Consider the following 18,307-nt stretch of genomic DNA (forward strand, 5'->3'; position numbering starts at 1 on the left):
TTCTTCTTATGCGAGCGTGTTTCAGCTCTTCCCGTCGCAGAATTCGTGTGAGGCGTCCTTGGGAATAACTCGCTTTCCGTGGGGTACCGTGAGCCTCCTCAGGCTTGCGCCTTCCGGGGTCTCACGATGTACCTTTATCCCATAGGAGTCTCATCATTCCCAAGGCCGCCTCTTCAATAAAAGGTGGGACGGAAAGGTTTGATTTTGAAATTAAGCAAAGTCCTTTACACCAACTACGATTGGGAAGGTAAGGCAAACAGGTAGACTCCTGCGGGAAAAAGGAACAAGGTGAGACCCCGGAGAACGGAGTTCGAAGAGGCTCAAGCGTCCCCCGCGGAAAGCGGACTGTTTGCCCTTCCCTCCCAGCCTCTAGTTAATAAAACGGACTTCAAACGCACACTCAAAAAGATTAGCACTTAAGATTTTTTCTATAAAAAAAGCACCCCCAAGGTGTGGGGGTGCTCGACTCGCATGCTAAACGAGCCAAACCCTTCTACACCTTTCTGAGCCTCACGGGACTCGGTTAAAACGTGTCAGAAACTAGGTTTCGGCTAAGCGACGCCATCTTTTCTATTTTCATTTTCATCCAATTGTTCAGGAGCTTCGAACATGTTCCCGTTGCCCTTCCCTTTTTCTTTACCAGGAAGGATCAGGTTCAATAAGACTCCGATGATTGCTGCAAGCGCCATTCCGGCGATTTGGATGTCTGCGTTGACTTGGATATAAGCCCCGCCGACTCCGATGACCAGGATGACAGAGGAGATGATCAAGTTCCGTTTTTCACCAAAGTCGATTTGGTTGTCAATCAACATGCGCAGCCCGCTTGAAGCGATGATTCCGAATAGAAGGATCGATACGCCTCCCATGACTGCCGTCGGTATAGAGCTGATGACAGCTGTGATCATGCCGACGAATCCGAAGATGATGGCAATGACGGCTGCCCCTCCGATGACGAACACACTGAATACTCTCGTAATGGCCAGGACACCGATGTTTTCGCCGTAAGTCGTATTCGGTGGTCCACCGAGGAAGGAAGCGATCACTGTCGCGACTCCGTCTCCGAGGATGGAACGGTTCAAGCCTGGCTCTCTCAAGAAGTTTTTCCCGACGACCTTGGATAGCACCATTTGGTCACCTGTGTGCTCCGTGATGGTTACGAGTGCAAATGGAACCATCAGGAAGGCGATCTCCCAGCTGATGACTTCAAGTGGAGAAAAATCAACGAATGGAACGGTGAAGTTCGGCATGTGGAAGATCGCATTCAGTACGCCTCCGAAAGATTCAGCCGATGTGATGTTCGTCCATTCTTCCTGAATTCCACTTGTGTCTACGATCCCCTGGGTCATGGCGAACAAGTATCCGCCTACGATTCCGAACAGAATCGGGACGAGGGAGAAAAACCCTCGGAAGAACACGGATGCGATGACCGTGATTGCAAGCGTGACTAACGCGACCATGAAGTGTGTACCGCTGTACACTTGGTCGGAGCCCGGTTCATACATCGCCATATCGATGGCTGTGGATGCAAGCCCGAGACCGATGACGATGATGACTGGTCCGACGACGATCGGCGGCAGGATATTCATCAGCCATTTGGTTCCGAACATCGTGATCAACAGAGCCACCAATCCGTACACCAGACCGGCCATGAAACTTCCCATCATGGCACCGGGGATCCCGCTTGATTTTGATACTTCTACGATTGGATAAATGAATGCGAAGCTGGAACCAAGATAAGCAGGAACTTTACCTCGTGTGATCAGAATGTAAGCGAGTGTTCCGAACCCGCTTGATACGAGTGCGACTGCTGGTTCAAGACCAGTCAGGAACGGTACGAGAATTGTCGCTCCGAACATGGCGAATAAGTGTTGCAGGCTCAGTGTCAGCCATTTGTGCATTTTAGGAACTTCGTTGACTTCTAAAGCAGCGTTATGTTGTTTCATCTTGTTTTCCTCCTCCAATTAGCTTGTTTTCCATAAAAAAACCTCTTTGCGGAAGGTACGCAAAGAGGTAGACGTGCCCATAGACACGCTTCATCCATTACGAACCTTTCCAGTCTCACAGGACTAAATTAAAGGTTGCAGTTATTTTTCGTAAATTTTCACTTCGTCGTATTCATCAATCTCATCGAGATGGACGGTGACGACTTCGTTTTGTGAAGTAGGGACGTTTTTCCCGACGAAATCCGCTCGGATCGGTAATTCCCGGTGACCGCGGTCAACGAGGACAGCAAGCTGGATTTGGTCCGGACGTCCATGGTCGATCAGAGCGTCCATTGCGGCACGCACCGTTCGACCGGTATAGAGTACGTCATCGACGAGGATGACTTTTTTCCCATCGATATCAGTAGAAATGTTCGTAGCTTTCAGTTCAGGTTCGGCTTTCTCATGCTGTGGAGTCAAGTCATCACGATAGAGCGTGATGTCGAGCTCCCCATCCGGGAGATCCTTGCCTTCGATTTCCTGAATTTTATTCTTTAGTCGCTGCGCGATCGGGACGCCTCTCGTTTTGATCCCGACGAGCACGACATCGTCAATGCCTTTGTTTTTTTCGATGATTTCGTGAGAGATTCGAGTCAACGCTCGACGAATCGCAGCCTCATCAAGTACGGTCGCTTTTGGATTCATCTTTTCTTCCCTCCATTTTGTCATGCCCTGGTCATACAAAAAGCCCCTTTTCCGCATAAGGGCAGAAAAGGGGCTTTTGTGTACACGTCACCTGCGTGTACATACCGTAACCTTTCCAGCCTCACGGGACTGCTTTTAAAGGACAATTAAATTCTATTGACAAGTATCGCAAAGGCGGGTGGTTTTGTCAACCATCCGACAGAAACTTTTCCTTTACCCTTCCCGTTTTTCCAAAAAGTCCAGGAAAGACGCGAACTCTTCAGGAGGTTCCACTTCGAAACTCATCCATTCGCCGGTACGGGGGTGTTCAAAGCCAAGCGATTTCGCGTGCAGCGCCTGTCCATCCAGCCCCCATGTCTTACGCGGACCGTATTTCGGATCGCCGACAAGCGGGTGGTTGATGTAGCGCATATGGACACGGATCTGGTGGGTACGGCCCGTTTCCAATTTGCATTCCACAAGGGTGAAGTCCTGGAAAGATCGAAGGACACGGAAATGAGTGACCGCATCTCTCCCCCCTTCGACTACAGCCATACGCTGACGGTCTTTCGGATCGCGCCCGATCGGTGCATCGATCGTCCCGTATTCGTGGGCAATCATCCCATGGGCGATCGCTTCGTATTTACGTTCCACCGACTTTTCAGACAGCTGCTGGGCGAGCGACTTATGGGCCAGGTCGTTCTTCGCAACCATCAGAAGGCCGCTCGTATCTTTATCGATACGGTGCACGATTCCCGGACGCTCCACTCCATTGATGCCAGATAAATCATCACAATGGTATAGAAGCGCATTGACAAGCGTTCCCGACGCGTGTCCGGCGGAAGGATGGATGACCATTCCGGAAGGCTTGTTCACGACGATGACATCCGCATCTTCGTACACGATGTCCAGATCGATGTTTTCAGGAGTGATTTCAAGCGGTTCCGGTTCCGGAACGCTCCACGTAATGACGTCTTCCTCCTGCACTTTATAATTGCTTTTGACGGCTTCTCCGTTCACCAAAACAAGGTCTGCTTTTAACCAGCTTTGGATTTGGGACCTTGATGCATCTTCGACGACCTCTGTCAAAAGTTTATCGATTCGTTTTGACTGATCGGTTTCTTGCACATGATATTGTTCACTCACGCTTCCAAACTTCCTTTCTTCTTACGCTCATCTAAAAATGTCGCGATCATCACCAGGATGACTCCGATGACAAGAGCTGAATCGGCCACATTGAATATCGGAAAATTGTAGCTGAAGATGTACGTATCCACGAAATCTACGACTTCTTTACGGAACAGACGATCGATGAAATTCCCGATCGCTCCCGCAAGAATCAGGGATAAGGCTACACCTGACAATCGACTTTCTTTTCCGTACTGCTGGATATAGTAAACGACGACACCGATGACGATGACCGTAATGATATAGAAGAACATCATCTGTCCCTGAAGAATCCCCCATGCGGCACCCTGGTTACGGTGCGAGGTCAAATAAAGGAAATCTTCCACGACAGGGATGCTCTCCCCTAAGTTCATATTCATGACGACCAGCCACTTCGTAAGCTGGTCTAGGATAATGACTCCGATTGCTAATAAATAATACCAAAACATAAGCGGCCTCCATGAAACATATTCCTTCGCTATTGTACCATAAAAAAGGGAAGAAAAAGTACAAACGACAAAGGTGTCGTCCTATTTTTACGGAACGACACCTTTTGAAATGTATGCAATAAGTGCACGATATGTACTCACGTGACCTTATGAATTTTGAGAAGTCAGTTCTTTCTCCATCTCTTCTTTAACATCTTCTTCGTTCGGCAGTTCTGTATCAAACAAATGATCCCAATCGTCGTTTTCGATCATATCGATCTGAGCCTCTACAAGCATACGCAGCCTCATTTTGAACACTTTCGCCTGCTTCTTCATATCTTCGACTTCGATCGCGATCCGACGGGATTTCTCCAACGCTTCATTGATGATGCGGTCGGCATTCTTCTCCGCCTCTTTGATGATCAGCTTCGACTCTTTATTCGCATTGCTCTTCACGTCTTCAGCTGTTTCCTGTGCGACTAGAATCGATTTGTTCAACGTCGTTTCGATGTTGTTGAAATGACTCAATCGTTCATTCAACTGATCGACTTCACGCTCCAACTCTTTTTTCTGGCGGATGACGATTTCATAATCTTTGATGACTTGATCAAGAAATTCGTTCACCTCATCTTCATCGTACCCTCTAAAGCCTCGTGTGAACTCTTTGTTATGAATATCCAACGGTGTTAAAGGCACACCAGCCACCTCCTCATCATGTTCCATTACGTATAGATTTCGACACATCCCTACGTAATCCTGCTATATTCTTGAATTAATTTAATTTCGCTGTCGACACTTTGAATTTTTCTTTTTTCGTCTGTCCGTGAATTTCATCAAGACGACTTCTCCCCTTGCCCCGCAAGGATATCATATCTCCTGACTCCAATGTGAAGGAAGGATCCTCTACGACCCGGAAATTGACTTTCACGTGTCCGGCATCAATGTGCATCCCCGCTTTTTTCCTCGACATGCCGTAAATTTCCTTCACCAGCACATCAAGACGAAGAGACGATACGGTCGTGTCTCTGATTGTCCATGTTTCGTCGTTTTCGAGCATTCTCTCAAGCGGCTTTTCTTTGAATTCAACCGTTGCTTTCTTGACCCCGGTCAAATTCATCCGGATATAATCGCTGATTTCAGAGGCACATACGATTTGAATCGTTCCATCACGGACGATCAAATCCCCCAGCTTCTCTCTACGAATACCAAGGGACATGAAAGCTCCCAGCACGTCACGGTGTTCAAGCGTTACGAACTTATCAGGATATGAAGCTTCGAGAAGTGTCAATTGATAGTCTTCCTCCTCGATCACCTCATACTCCGGTGCGATAATCGCCCTCATCCGTTCCACCTGGTCAGTTCCACCGTACAGCCCATGGATGAGATCCGCGTCGTTTCCAAGTACAGCTTTCAATATCATCTGTTCCCTCGGATTAAGAAAATCAGTGAGCTTCCGCTGATACTTCATCTCGACGTCCTCACGCCATGATAACACCTGGTCGATGAAAGGCCTCTCTTCTTTTCTGAAGTGCTGATAGATTTCCACTTAAGTAACCTCCAAATATCATAAAAGGAACAGAAGAAAGCATGAGATTGTGAGATCCGCATGCTCTCTGACCTGTTCCCTTTTCTTCCTTTATAAAAGCATTTGCGCTAATTCTCTAAGGCCGTTGGCAGCGAAACGTAAAACAAGAATCGCTACGATCGGTGAAATGTCAATCATGCCTAGTGGCGGGATGAATTTACGGAAAGGCTCCAGGAACGGTTCAGCCAATTTGGCCATCACTTCACCGAATCTGGATTCCCTTGCTCCCGGGAACCAGGACATCAAAATATAAATGATCAGGATCCAGCTATAAATCTGCATAGCTGTCAAAAGAATTTCAAACAAAAAAAGCATGAGTTACCACCTTCTGTAGGGTTGTTCTTCCTCTTCTTGTGCCATCATTTCAGAAATCGATCCGGAAATCTCAACGTTATCCGGCGTGCATAAGAAGGTTTGAGTCCCTAATTTTTGAATATCTCCACCTATAGCATATACGGTTCCACTTAAAAAATCTACAATCCTTTTTGCTTGATGATGATCGACACGCTGAAGATTGATGACAACCGCCCGCCGGTTTACAAGCTGATCGGCGATTTCCTGAGCTTCATTGTAGCTGCTCGGTTCACTCAGGACCATTTTCGAAGATGATTTAGCACTTTTCAGACTCACCACGTTATGGGAATCCTGTTTACGTTTGCTTCGCTGCTTCGGCTCATATTCATCTTCTTCTACGGCATCATCCATATCTTCCTCGATGTACTCATATTCATCATCCAGTGTGAAAAAAGAACGGAATTTATTTTTCATGCTCACCTTGATCACCTCAATTTAGTTTTGGTCTCCGACAAGGCTGGAACCGATTCTTACGTGGGTCGCCCCTTCTTCGATCGCAATCGCATAATCATTGCTCATCCCCATGGATAGATATTCACATGGAGCGTGCGGAAGGTTCTTATCCCTTATACGGTCTCTTGTAGCCCGGAGCTGTCTGAATATGCCTCGAAGTTTTTCTTCGTCATCTGTGTACGGGGCCATGGTCATAAGACCTACGACACGTACGTTTTCATAATTCTGAAGCATGTCCACAAAATCTTCGACGTCTTCATTTTTCAATCCATGCTTGGAGTCTTCCTGACTGACATTGACTTGCACGAAACAATCCACCGGTTCATCCGCCCGTTTGTTGATTTCTTTCGCCAATGACTTCCGATCCAGGGAATGGATCATCGAGACTTGTCCAATCACGTCTTTCACTTTTCTCGACTGCAGAGATCCGATGAAGTGCCAGCGAGCATCTGCGCCGATTGCTTCATATTTTTCCAGGAGACCTTCTTTCCGGTTTTCTCCCAAGTCTTTGATACCTGCTTCCAACGCTTCCTGAGCCCGTTCGATGGAAACATACTTGGTGACCGCAATAACCGTGATTTCTTCTGGAGAACGGCCGCAATTGTCGCAGGCCGCTTCTATCGTCTCATTAATTTTGGCCAATTGTTCTCGAACTGTCATGCAACTTCTCCTTCCCGATCATCAACTTTTCCAACCAATGAACCCAAGCATCCGCCCGGTTTTTCCTTGGTCCCGTCGATGGGAGAAAAATAATTCTTCTTTCTCGTATGTACAAAATCTTGTTTGTTTAATTTGTGATTCAGCCAATCCAGCTTGTACAGCGAATCGTTCATTCAACTTTTTCAGGTCCAATAAAAATTGACCTGCACCTAAATCAGTGACTGTAAGGGAACGCTGTGATTCAGGAATTTGATCGATGACCTTTTGATCGACTTTGTAATGATTCTGACTGATACAAGGTCCAATCACCATTTCAATATCTGTCCGCTTACACCCTTGATGGACGAGTTGACGGATCATTTCCCCCGCCATGTCGCCGACGGTCCCTTTCCAGCCAGCATGGGCAATACCTACCCATCCCGCATGAGGGTCGACAAACAATAAAGGAACACAGTCTGCATAAAACGCGCCCAGAAGGACATCTTTTTCATTCGTAATCAGACCATCTACGTCTGCAACAGCCGTATCATGGGAGCGCACACCTTTTCCTTTATCAGCGCGAGTGACGACGTGGACTTCGGTCCCGTGGACTTGTTCACCTATCACCCAGTCTTCCAGAGGAATCCTCAGTTCATCGGCAAGTTCCTGACGGTTGTTGATTACATGTTCCCCTTGATCCGGGACATGCAAACCCATATTCAAAGAATCGAAGGGCTTACTGCTGTGGCCCCCTTGTCGAGTCGTGACACCGGCCACGAGCGATTTATGATCCTGGAAACAACGTATTTGTCGTAAAGACTCGTGTTTGAAGGGTTCTACCATTTTATCACCCCAATTTCCCTTCATTTTAACACAATCTTCATCTTTTTTCTTGCTTTATTCTTCTGTTTTTGTCTTTTGTTGATTAGAAATTTTATTATAGCCGGATTTCTTTACGAGTATCACATCTGTACCGATATTGACGATTTGATCCCATGGGATGATCAGCTCTTCTTCCTTGCCGAAAAGTCCCATCGCTTTCCCTTTCAATTGGAGTACCAGCCCTTGCAGCCTGCCTCTTTGTGTGTCGATATCCAAATCGGAAATATATCCGAGGCGTTCGCCCGTTTCCATAGCTATGACGTCTTTCATCTGTAGTTCAGTAATTTTCATCTTCGTTTTCACTCCTTTTTACACTATATGCAGCAGCCGCCTAAGAATTGTATGGAATTGGATGAGGGGGACGGTGCGTTGGAGGTGGTTTTGTGTGGGGTTGGGTGTGTTGCTGGTGGGGGTTCGTGTGTTGAGAGCGGCATTGCGTATTTAGCTGGCTGGATTGCGTATATTCAGTCCATCATTGCGTGTTTTCCGGCTGGTATTGCGTATGTTCAGCCCATTATTGCGTATTTTCCACTGGATTGCGGAGTTTCAACTCTACATTGCGGGTGTTCACCGCTTTATTGCAGGATTCCAACCCTACATTGCGGGTTTTCAACACCACATTGCAGAATTTCACCACCCCACTGCCGATTTACATCAAACCACAAAAAAAGCGCCCCTGCGTTATGCAGAAGCGCACCATTTTATTGAAACATCGAAGAATTCATCTCTTTGATCGCCGCTTTTTCAAGACGGGACACTTGCGCTTGTGAAATACCGATCTCCTCAGCGACCTCCATCTGCGTTTTACCCTGGAAGAACCGCTTCGTCAAAATCATCTTTTCACGGTCGTTCAACTTTTTCATACCTTCTCTGAGTGACAGCTCATCCAGCCAGATCGAATCTTTTTCCCGGTCATCCTTCAACTGGTCGACGACAAAAATCGGATCGCCTCCATCGTTGTAGATCGGTTCAAACAAGGAAACGGGATCCTGTATGGCATCCATTGCGAAAACGACATCTTCATGGGGGACTCCCATGCGTTCGGCGATTTCATGTGGCGCGGGATCTTTACTGGTCTCTGCAATGATTTTTTCTCTCATCTGCAGAGCTTTGTAAGCAGTATCTCTCAAGGACCTGGAAACACGAATCGGGTTATTATCTCTCAAATACCTGCGAATCTCACCTATGATCATCGGTACTGCGTAAGTAGAAAATTTAACATTGTGGCTTAGATCGAAATTATCGATTGATTTCATCAAACCGATACACCCTACCTGGAATAGATCATCTCCATACTCTCCACGATTGTTGAAGCGCTGGATGACGGACAGGACTAATCGCAGGTTGCCGTTGACCAGCACCTCGCGCGCTTCCGTTTCACCGCTCTGCAATCGTTCGAACAGGGCCCTCATCTCTGTATTTTTCAGCACAGGAAGTTTTGATGTATCTACACCGCATATCTCTACTTTATGTCGTGTCAATGTAAGACCCTCCCAAGAAGCTATAATCGTTTTCAGTATCTCCCTGGGAGGAAAAATTATGCATCGTTATAAATTTATAAAATTAGACCATCTTATCGAACTCACGCTGCAGTCTGCGGATGATTTTCTTCTCCAAACGACTGATGTAGGACTGCGAAATCCCCATCATATCCGCGACATCCTTCTGAGTTTTCTCTTTCTTACCGATCAGTCCGAAACGCAGTTCCATGATTTGTTTTTCCCTGTCGTTCAACTGTTCGAGAGCTGTTTTCAATAATTTTTTGTCGATTTTCTTCTCGATGCCTTTGGTGATCAAATCTTCTTCCGTACCAAGAATATCCGACAGCAGCAGCTCATTCCCGTCCCAATCGACATTCAACGGTTCATCAAAAGAGACTTCAGTTTTAAGCTTGTTGCTTTTTCTCAAGTGCATCAAAATTTCATTTTCAATACAGCGGGATGCGTAAGTCGCGAGTTTGATCTTTTTCTCAGGATCGAAAGTGTTGACGGCTTTGATCAATCCGATCGTTCCGATACTGATCAAATCCTCGATATTCAACCCGGTATTCTCAAATTTCCTGGCGATATAGACAACGAGACGCAGGTTGCGTTCAATGAGCATGGCACGGGCGGCCTTGTCCCCTTTCGGAAGACGTTCCAGGAGCTCTTTTTCTTCCTCTCTCGAGAGAGGCGGCGGCAGAGCTTCACTACCTCCGATGTAATAAATTTCATCCTGTTTGATCCCGAGTTTGATCATCAATCTGTAAAAATTCAGCCTCAGCTTGAAGAACCACTTGAACATATACTCCATCTCCCCCTCATGGTTACGCTGATTTTCCTTTTACCATAATGTGAGGGTGGATGAGCATTTGATAGAGCTGATCGTGTGTAAGATCATGATGCTGGACCCCCACTAATGGCTGTTTCATTTCAAGCTTTCCTTCTGGTGTGTCGATTGTGATGCGGTCGACAAGCAGCGTGACCAACAACTGTCCCGCCATGCCCGCTGCCTGGTAGGGTACGAGTCGGACGGCTTTCTGCACGTGTTCCGGCAACTCATCCAAAGATGTCACCACTTGTTCGACTTGAAGCTTCTCCAGTTCGTTCTTATTTAAAAAATGTCCCAATACATTTTCATCCGCCAAAAACACCATCTTACGACTGACTGGATCGACCAGCTGATTTCCGCTATCCACAAGTCCTTTACACTGGGCTGTCTGTCCACGCCATTCCAATGTGACATCATAAATATTCTCAAGCTTCATATGATGGACCTGTACTTGTTCCAACCGCCATTTAGTAAACAAATAAGAGCAAGGAAACCCTATCACGACGAACAACCAACTCACTGGATCTCCGTATCCACCTGTGAATGTGACGATCGATCCTCCTTGAACGGTGATTTCTGTGGCAAGAAAATAGTGGACACCCAGCATGCTTCCTCCGATGGCGAAGGTGATGAAATAAAAGCTGACCCATTGAAGAAAAAAAGCCCGAAGTGAGGAATACGAAAAGGCGACCCAGATGATGAACAATGAAAAAATCACCTTTCCGATGCTGCTGGTCAACCAAAAGCCCGGCATATAAATGGAAATCGGAACGATCGTTGATGCGATGAAAGCAGCCGCTGCCATTTTTATTTTTGTGGACTTCGCTCGTGTGACCCCCTGCGTCAGATAAAGAATCATCGCATCCATCAACAGATTCAGCAGCCAAACAGCATCGAGATAAATATTCCCCTCTCCTTCCTTTTCTTGTTATACATGAGTATAAGCCTGTCTCCATGAAAAGTCTGTCACAATCTGAATGGGTTTCCGGCAACTTTTGTAGAATTTGGGTGGGAGGGTTGGTTTGGTCGATAAAATCCGTTTTCCGCTGATAAATGGAAATTTCCGTTGATAAACAGGGGATTTCACTGATAAACCAAATATCCCGCTGATCACCACACAACACAAAAAAGCCCCGCTGCATCAAGCAGCGGGGCTTTCCCACTATCATTCACCGATTAACGACGGCGGTTACGATTTCTTAAGAACGTCGGAATATCCAGCGTGTCTTCCTCTTGATTCGGCATTTTCTGCTGAGGTTGAGGAGATTCACGACGAGGTGCCTGCTCTTCGCGCATACCACGTTGTTCCGGCTGGTTCTGTTTCACCTGGTTCATATTCGGGCGCTTCTGTTTTTGACCCTGTGCCAGTTGTGACTCGTCAAAACCTGTCGCGATGACGGTTACAACGATTTCATCTTTCAAGTTCTCGTTGATGACGGAACCGAAGATGACGTTCACTTCCTGGTCAGCCGCAGAAGTAACGATGTCTGCAGCTTCTTGAACTTCATACAAGCTCAAGTTCGCGCCGCCACTGATGTTCATCAACACGCCATGGGCGCCGTCGATGGACGTTTCAAGAAGCGGTGAGGAAATAGCTTTCTTCGCAGCTTCAGCTGCACGGCTTTCTCCTGTCGCGATTCCGATACCCATCAATGCCGATCCTTTGTCGACCATGATTGTCTTCACGTCGGCGAAGTCGACGTTGATCAGTCCTGGAACAGCGATCAAGTCGGAAATACCTTGTACACCTTGACGAAGCACGTTATCCGCTTCGCGGAACGCTTCAAGCATCGGCGTGTTTTTGTCTACGATTTCTAATAGACGGTCGTTAGGGATCACGATCAGTGTATCGACAGCGCCTTTCAGCCCTTCGATACCACCAGTCGCTTGAGTGGAACGCTTACGTCCTTCGAATGTGAATGGACGGGTAACGACACCGACTGTCAATGCGCCAAGCTCTTTCGCCACTTGTGCAATGACAGGAGCAGCACCTGTACCAGTTCCGCCGCCCATACCAGCGGTTACGAAGACCATGTCCGCGCCTTGTAGAGCTTCTTCCAACTGCTCTTTACTTTCTTCAGCAGCTTTGCGACCTACTTCCGGATTCGCACCTGCTCCAAGACCACGTGTCAGTTTGCCTCCGATTTGCATTTTTACTTCCGCTTTGGAAAGGTTCAATGCCTGGGCGTCTGTGTTCACTGCAATAAATTCGACACCCTGTACTCCGTGTTCAATCATGCGGTTGACAGCATTACTGCCGCCACCGCCAACTCCGATTACTTTAATGGTTGCCAATTGGTCCATGCTTGTATCAAAATCTAACATCTTCCGTTCCTCCTAATACGCGAGATTACAAGTTTTATTGTATGATCTGTCCTGTTTACCGATTTCAAACCCGAGTTCAATCAAAGAAATATTTTAATAGATTTGAGAGGCTTGAATCTTTCTTCTTCTCTTGCTTCGGTTTGTCTTCTTTCGGTTGCTTGGATACGCGTTTTTGTTTTTTAGGTGCTTTTTGTTCGAAATCAGCGGATACCGATGGGAATATCTCTTTTCCTTGTATTTTCGCATTACGATAGGCGAATTGCAAGATGCCTACCCCACTTGTGAACTGTGGTTCTCTAACACCGATATAATCAGGGATGGCTAAGCGAACGTTCGAATGGAAAACATCCTGTGCCAATTCAAGGACGCCAGGCATATTCATCGTTCCACCTGTAAGAACGAAACCTCCCGGCAGTTCCCGGACACCCATGCGTTGAATTTCCTGTGCAACCAAGACGAAAATCTCTTCCAGTCTAGCTTCAATCATATCAGAGATTTGCAATTGATTGAATGCCTGTTCCCGATTACTTCCTATAATTGTGACAGAAAATGTTTCCTCTTCGTTGGCATCATCAAAAAATCCATGTCCATGTTCTATTTTCACCTGCTCTGCTTCTTCTGTGGATGTACGTAATCCGATAGAGAGGTCTTTCGTAAGATTGTCTCCACCCAGAGGAATCAAGCTTGTCCCTTTCAAGTTTCCATCTTCAAAAACAGAGACGGTCGTGGAGCCTCCTCCAACGTCTACGAGAGCGACTCCGAGGTTCGTTTCGTCTTCGGATAGAGAGACGGTCCCTGAAGCGAGAGGTTGTAAGCAAACATCAAGCACTTCAAGGCCTGCTCTCTCCACACATTTCAATGTATTATGTAGAACCGTCTTCGCGCAGGTGATGATCATTCCTTCCATCTCCAGACGCACACCGATCATTCCGCGTGGATCCGTAATTTCATCCTGGCCATCCACGATGAACTGTCTTGGGATGACATCGATGATTTCCCTTTCTGGAGGGATGGATACGACTTGAGCGCCGTCAATGACTCTCGTAATGTCTTCATCTCCGATTTCCCTGCTTTCACTCGACACCGCTACCACGCCGTGGCATGGCTGCAGTTGAATATGGTTGCCATTGACACCGACGACAACGCGGTCAATTTTCATATCAACCATCCGTTCCGCCTGCTCAACTGCAGATCGTATGGACTGGACAGTTTGATCTATATCAACGATCGCCCCTTTTTTCATACCATTGGATTTGGCAGTACCTACTCCGATGATATTGAGCGTATCGTTCATGATTTCTCCAATGATCACTTTGATTCGACTTGTGCCTATATCTAAACTCACTAATATTTCGTTTTGTTTCACCAGTGACGCACCTCCTGTTACAAGCCATAAGTAGTACAAAGCATATCGAACTCACGTTAAAAATACAATCGTTGAAATATAAACGTAAATGAATTGATATAATTCACCGAACGTATTCATTGATAAAGTAAGGAAAACTCGTATATTAGTTGTTTTCCACAGAGTTTCGTAAATATCCTCTTAATTATACTTATTTTTTTCTGATTTTTATTAGTAATTTTTGGTCAATGATCAACCGGCGGATGATTGCTAAATTTTGGAACAACCTTATTCCAAAGGCGAACACAGCCGCTAAGTAGAGATCAACGCCTAATTGAACTCCGATGAATGCAAGTACCGCAGCCAGGGAAACGTTGAAAAAGAACCCTGTGATAAAAACAATGTCATCGAAGTTTTTCTCCAACTGAGCCCGGATTCCTCCGAACAATGTGTCAAAAGCAGCTAAAACGGCAATAGACAAATAGTTGGAATAAGCATCAGGAATCTGAATATCTGACAGAAAGCCTAAGGCGAGACCAATGATCAAAAATAAAAGCGGTAACCACATTTCATTCACCAATTTCTTTGAAGATTTTCAAATGGAGCGGGTCATCGTATTTGGGCAGAGTCAGCTCTTCTTTCACTTCCGCCTGCAAATCCAGGTTCTCGATATTGAAGATTTCCTTTGATTGACTGGCATGGATATAATCCCGCAGTTTCTCAGGCTGATCGGTCAATACTTTGATCTGGACCGGTAACGGAGGAAATGGACGGTTATTTACATATGTCGAACCGTTGACATCCCGCACCGGGGACAAGCTGGTGATCCGTTCGTTCCCGATGGAGATTTCATCCGCTCCGAACGTATTCAATTCATTCAATAACCGGCTCAAAAGCTGAGGAGTGACAGCAGGGTACGCTTGGACCCCTTCGATATTTTCAATGAATATCGCTGAGATTTCAATGCTTACTCCTTCCCCTTCGACCTCAGTCAAACCCACTTTCTTCTCTAACTTTTCTATGGATTTTTTTAATGCAGCTACTTGTTCTGCAGAAGATTTCTCCTCATAATTTTCGATGGTTTGGTCCGCTTCAGATATTTTTTGTAGAAGCTCTTGCTGCACATCCTGCTGTTTAACGAGAGCTTCTCTCACTTCCCACTCGTCACGTGTATCTCTGATTTCCGGCTCTCCAGCTGTCGTTTGGAATTGTACAGCCACCATAAAACCCGCAAACAAACAGACGAGTCCAACCATCCACTTTGATTGTTTCTTCATCTAAATCACCTTCCAGCGGATAGCCTGGCCTTCATTTCAATCTTATCTTCCTTGGACAGTTCAACGTCTACATTTTCACTGACCAGTTGATCGACAACTCCTCTTGTCAGTTCCATGCTCGCATGAAGCACGTCGGTATCCCCGATCGCCGTTACGACAAACGGGGCGGGATGCTGGATGCCATCTACTGTGATGACGGGTCCTGTACAAGCAATATAGCTGTCTTTGAAAATCCTCTGCCCATTGACCGCGACCGCTTTCGCACCTGCACTCAACAACTCATTGATGACCATATGCATATGCCGCTCGTGGACAATGTATTGATTGACTTGATCATCGTCTGGTATGTATTCGGCATCTCTCAATACCACTTCGACCCCTTCTCCCTGGACAGGAAGTTCACCTGCGAGCATTTGGAGATTCTTCTTTCGGGAGACGAAATCGGATACCGCTTGTTCATTGGCTGCTAAATTCGATTCATAGTCTTGGACAGCTTCCCGCTTCTTCTTAAGCTCTTCCCTTAACTGTTTATTCTTTTCTTCAATTTCCAAGAGCTGTTTTTTATAATAATACTCCTGCTTCCATTGTGAATCATTCAACTGGACGATTTTCGGCCGTTCATTCGTTTGCTGGTAACTGAAAGAAATCAAAAAGCCGGATACGAGCAGAACGAGTGATAGAATCATAGGTTTACCCTTGAGTCTCATCTTCATTCTCCTCTTCTGGATCTTTGAATTCCTCGAAGTAAGCACCTACATCAATATGAATGAGACCTTCTGCTCCTTCATCCAATTGAGCTACGATGGACGGGTAAGCAGGCATTTTGCTGGAAAAGTTCCGAATCGATGCCTGGACTTGAAACCCGTCATTCATATACAAGCGGATTTGATAAGGATTGTCTTCCTGAGGCCTCCAATGGATCTCTGAAATGAGACTGGAAACACTCGGCGGCAGGGCTTTCAATTCTTTAGACATTTCTTCCAAATACGTCTTTTTATCGAATCCTACTAAAATCGGGGCGTCTGCGCCCGGATGAGCTGATGTCTCGTCCAATTCGGTCCCATCTTCTAAAATGGCCCGGAACTCCCCATTCTGCTGGATATACCCGATTCTTTCTGATTCTTCAACCTTAATTTGCACGGTACTAGGTAAATTTCTCGATACTTCTGCTTGAGCGATTTCTTTGTGCGTTTCAATTTTTTCTTCGACTTGTTTTCGGTCCACTTTCCAAATGTTCGTTTGATCGGTCACTCCGGAAAGTTCTTTGATCTCATCTTCACTTACATATCGGTCCCCTTCTACTGAAACCGTTCGTACATTGCTCAGAGGGGACTGCAAGTAGACGACTGTTGCAATCAACAAAAATAAAATCGTCAAATATAAAATCAATCGACGATTGGCTTTTTTACGTCTGGATTGCTTTAATTTCGGTATGCGATCTTCTATGGAAACAATTTTTCTTTCTTCCATAATGGGCATTCTCCTAACTGAATTCTCACCCAGTTGATGTTCTTTTCAGCTGGTAGTCGGACAGAGTTTCTGGTGATAAAATCAACCCTTTTGACACCTAACCGTTTAAATCCCATTATATCACAAATTCAGGTAAATCGATGGTTAGAGTTCAACTTGTTTCCAATCCTTTTTCAGGAATTTCCCACCCTTTCCTCACGTTGTTTTCCATATGTACCGCAAATAACTCTTTTCCCTTATATAATCTAATATAAACCTAGTATTCGACTAAAAACAACAAAAAAGTACAGATCCATGATCTGTACTTTTTTACCGTTGAGAATATCGACTTACACTTAATAAGAGCCCCAGGGAAGCGAGCGTCAATGTTAAAGATGAACCGCCATAGCTGACGAGCGGCAGGGTAATCCCTGTCACTGGAATCAAGCCCGTCACTACACTGACGTTGATCATGACCTGGATGGAAACCATTCCGACTACTCCTAACGCAAGCAGCATGCCGAATAGATCGGGGGCATATAAACTGGCTCGGATTCCCCTCCAAAGTAAGATGAAAAATAAACCGAGTATGAAAAACCCACCTAAAAACCCCAGCTCCTCAGCCAGTACAGCAAAGATGAAATCCGTTTGAGGCTCAGGAAGATAGAAGAATTTCTGCATGCTGTTCCCAAGCCCGAGCCCAAGCAGCCCACCCGGACCGATCGCATAAAGGGACTGGATGATTTGGAAACCAGCTCCGAGGGGGTCTTCCCAAGGATGTAAAAAAGCTGTAATCCTCTTAATCCGATAAGGAGCTGATGCAATCAAACCGACCATACCCGCCATTCCTGCAGCCGCAATCCACATGAAGTGGCTGATCCTTGCCCCTGCCGTGAACATCATGATGAGGCATGTCCCGACCATGACCACCCCGGTACCAAGGTCCGGCTGCAGCATGATCAAACCGAACGGCACGAGAATCAATGCGAGTCCCGGCAGGAAACCCTGCTGGAAAGAGTTCATCAACTTCTGCCGTTCCGATAAGAAGCGGGCAAGGAATAAGATCAGCCCAAGCTTCATGAATTCTGAGGGTTGAATACTGAACATCCCTACGCCGATCCAGCTTCTTGCTCCCCCACGTACCATCCCTACGCCTGGTATGAGAACGGCGACCAGAAAGATCAGGCAGAGAATCAAGATCCACTTCGCGTGCTGAAACCAAAAGTAATAAGGAATTCTTGACAAGATCACCATCGCAATCAGCCCTGCCGTCGCAAACAACATCTGCCGTTTGGCATAGAACCATGGGTCATCAAACTTGTATTGAGACCAAATACTAGAAGAACTATAGACCATCACGACTCCGATGATGAGAATTCCAAGTATTGCTGCCGTCAACCATAAATCCGGCTTCTTAAGGTTGTCCCCCATAAAAAAAGCCCTACCTCCCATCTCAATGGAAACCAGGGCATTAAGCTGTCCGCATT

Annotated in this window: 21 protein-coding genes; all 21 read right to left on the reverse strand. The window is 46.2% G+C overall.

The genetic code is table 11. The annotated features are described in order from the left end of the window. Nucleotides 1–551 precede the first annotated feature (551 nt). The 21 genes from LCL89_RS05705 to spoVE all read right to left on the reverse strand — a co-directional run bounded on the left by LCL89_RS05705 (nt 552) and on the right by spoVE (nt 18,251). A complete protein-coding gene (locus tag LCL89_RS05705; RefSeq protein WP_224808573.1) occupies nt 552–1,943 on the reverse strand; it encodes a solute carrier family 23 protein in 1,392 nt (463 codons plus the stop codon). Nucleotides 1,944–2,084: 141 nt separating this feature from the next. After that, nucleotides 2,085–2,627, reverse strand: a complete 543-nt coding sequence (gene pyrR / locus LCL89_RS05710) for a bifunctional pyr operon transcriptional regulator/uracil phosphoribosyltransferase PyrR (RefSeq protein WP_224809589.1) — start codon at nt 2,625–2,627, stop codon at nt 2,085–2,087. A gap of 213 nt (nt 2,628–2,840) precedes the next feature. Continuing rightward, nucleotides 2,841–3,752: an RluA family pseudouridine synthase gene (locus LCL89_RS05715; protein WP_224808575.1), complete on the reverse strand. Its 912-nt coding sequence runs from the start codon at nt 3,750–3,752 to the stop codon at nt 2,841–2,843. Continuing rightward, nucleotides 3,749–4,222: a signal peptidase II gene (gene lspA / locus LCL89_RS05720; protein WP_224808588.1), complete on the reverse strand. Its 474-nt coding sequence runs from the start codon at nt 4,220–4,222 to the stop codon at nt 3,749–3,751. The genes LCL89_RS05715 and lspA overlap by 4 nt, the downstream gene beginning before the upstream one ends. A 147-nt stretch (nt 4,223–4,369) precedes the next feature. After that, nucleotides 4,370–4,897: a DivIVA domain-containing protein gene (locus LCL89_RS05725; RefSeq protein WP_197315702.1), complete on the reverse strand. Its 528-nt coding sequence runs from the start codon at nt 4,895–4,897 to the stop codon at nt 4,370–4,372. Between the two features lie 76 nt (nt 4,898–4,973). Next, nucleotides 4,974–5,747, reverse strand: coding sequence for a YlmH family RNA-binding protein (locus tag LCL89_RS05730; protein WP_224808590.1), 774 nt, complete (start codon nt 5,745–5,747; stop codon nt 4,974–4,976). 90 nt (nt 5,748–5,837) lie between these two features. Then, nucleotides 5,838–6,101 (reverse strand): YggT family protein, encoded by a 264-nt coding sequence (locus LCL89_RS05735; protein WP_197315700.1) that lies wholly within the window; start codon nt 6,099–6,101, stop codon nt 5,838–5,840. 3 nt (nt 6,102–6,104) lie between these two features. Next, nucleotides 6,105–6,560: a cell division protein SepF gene (locus tag LCL89_RS05740; protein WP_197315699.1), complete on the reverse strand. Its 456-nt coding sequence runs from the start codon at nt 6,558–6,560 to the stop codon at nt 6,105–6,107. Nucleotides 6,561–6,575: 15 nt separating this feature from the next. Continuing rightward, complete coding sequence (locus tag LCL89_RS05745; RefSeq protein ID WP_197315698.1) at nt 6,576–7,253, reverse strand: YggS family pyridoxal phosphate-dependent enzyme; 678 nt, start codon at nt 7,251–7,253, stop codon at nt 6,576–6,578. A gap of 21 nt (nt 7,254–7,274) precedes the next feature. Next, the gene (gene pgeF, locus LCL89_RS05750) at nt 7,275–8,099 is read right to left on the reverse strand and encodes a peptidoglycan editing factor PgeF (RefSeq protein ID WP_224808599.1); all 825 of its coding nucleotides are present in this window, start codon (nt 8,097–8,099) and stop codon (nt 7,275–7,277) included. Nucleotides 8,100–8,129: 30 nt separating this feature from the next. After that, nucleotides 8,130–8,405 (reverse strand): YlmC/YmxH family sporulation protein, encoded by a 276-nt coding sequence (locus tag LCL89_RS05755; RefSeq protein WP_224808601.1) that lies wholly within the window; start codon nt 8,403–8,405, stop codon nt 8,130–8,132. 410 nt (nt 8,406–8,815) lie between these two features. Beyond that, on the reverse strand, nt 8,816–9,655 hold the full coding sequence (sigG, locus tag LCL89_RS05760; protein WP_404813414.1) for an RNA polymerase sporulation sigma factor SigG: 840 nt from the start codon (nt 9,653–9,655) through the stop codon (nt 8,816–8,818). 22 nt (nt 9,656–9,677) lie between these two features. Beyond that, nucleotides 9,678–10,397 carry an RNA polymerase sporulation sigma factor SigE gene (gene sigE, locus LCL89_RS05765; protein WP_197315693.1) on the reverse strand — a complete coding sequence of 240 codons (720 nt, stop codon included), beginning with the start codon at nt 10,395–10,397 and terminating at the stop codon, nt 9,678–9,680. A gap of 22 nt (nt 10,398–10,419) precedes the next feature. Continuing rightward, complete coding sequence (gene spoIIGA / locus LCL89_RS05770) at nt 10,420–11,328, reverse strand: sigma-E processing peptidase SpoIIGA (RefSeq protein WP_224809591.1); 909 nt, start codon at nt 11,326–11,328, stop codon at nt 10,420–10,422. A gap of 272 nt (nt 11,329–11,600) precedes the next feature. Next, nucleotides 11,601–12,749: a cell division protein FtsZ gene (gene ftsZ, locus LCL89_RS05775; RefSeq protein ID WP_197315691.1), complete on the reverse strand. Its 1,149-nt coding sequence runs from the start codon at nt 12,747–12,749 to the stop codon at nt 11,601–11,603. Between the two features lie 76 nt (nt 12,750–12,825). After that, nucleotides 12,826–14,115: a cell division protein FtsA gene (gene ftsA / locus LCL89_RS05780; RefSeq protein ID WP_197315690.1), complete on the reverse strand. Its 1,290-nt coding sequence runs from the start codon at nt 14,113–14,115 to the stop codon at nt 12,826–12,828. Nucleotides 14,116–14,305: 190 nt separating this feature from the next. Next, on the reverse strand, nt 14,306–14,662 hold the full coding sequence (locus tag LCL89_RS05785; protein ID WP_224808603.1) for a small basic family protein: 357 nt from the start codon (nt 14,660–14,662) through the stop codon (nt 14,306–14,308). 1 nt (nt 14,663) lies between these two features. Then, nucleotides 14,664–15,371, reverse strand: coding sequence for a DUF881 domain-containing protein (locus tag LCL89_RS05790; RefSeq protein ID WP_224808605.1), 708 nt, complete (start codon nt 15,369–15,371; stop codon nt 14,664–14,666). 5 nt (nt 15,372–15,376) lie between these two features. Beyond that, nucleotides 15,377–16,078, reverse strand: coding sequence for a DUF881 domain-containing protein (locus tag LCL89_RS05795; protein ID WP_197315687.1), 702 nt, complete (start codon nt 16,076–16,078; stop codon nt 15,377–15,379). Next, nucleotides 16,062–16,841: a cell division protein FtsQ/DivIB gene (locus tag LCL89_RS05800; protein WP_224808607.1), complete on the reverse strand. Its 780-nt coding sequence runs from the start codon at nt 16,839–16,841 to the stop codon at nt 16,062–16,064. The genes LCL89_RS05795 and LCL89_RS05800 overlap by 17 nt, the downstream gene beginning before the upstream one ends. 309 nt (nt 16,842–17,150) lie before the next feature. Next, nucleotides 17,151–18,251, reverse strand: coding sequence for a stage V sporulation protein E (gene spoVE / locus LCL89_RS05805; RefSeq protein WP_197315685.1), 1,101 nt, complete (start codon nt 18,249–18,251; stop codon nt 17,151–17,153). Nucleotides 18,252–18,307 lie beyond the last annotated feature (56 nt).

This window comes from Halobacillus yeomjeoni (assembly GCF_020171525.1).
GTDB classification, from domain to species: domain Bacteria; phylum Bacillota; class Bacilli; order Bacillales; family Halobacillaceae; genus Halobacillus; species Halobacillus yeomjeoni.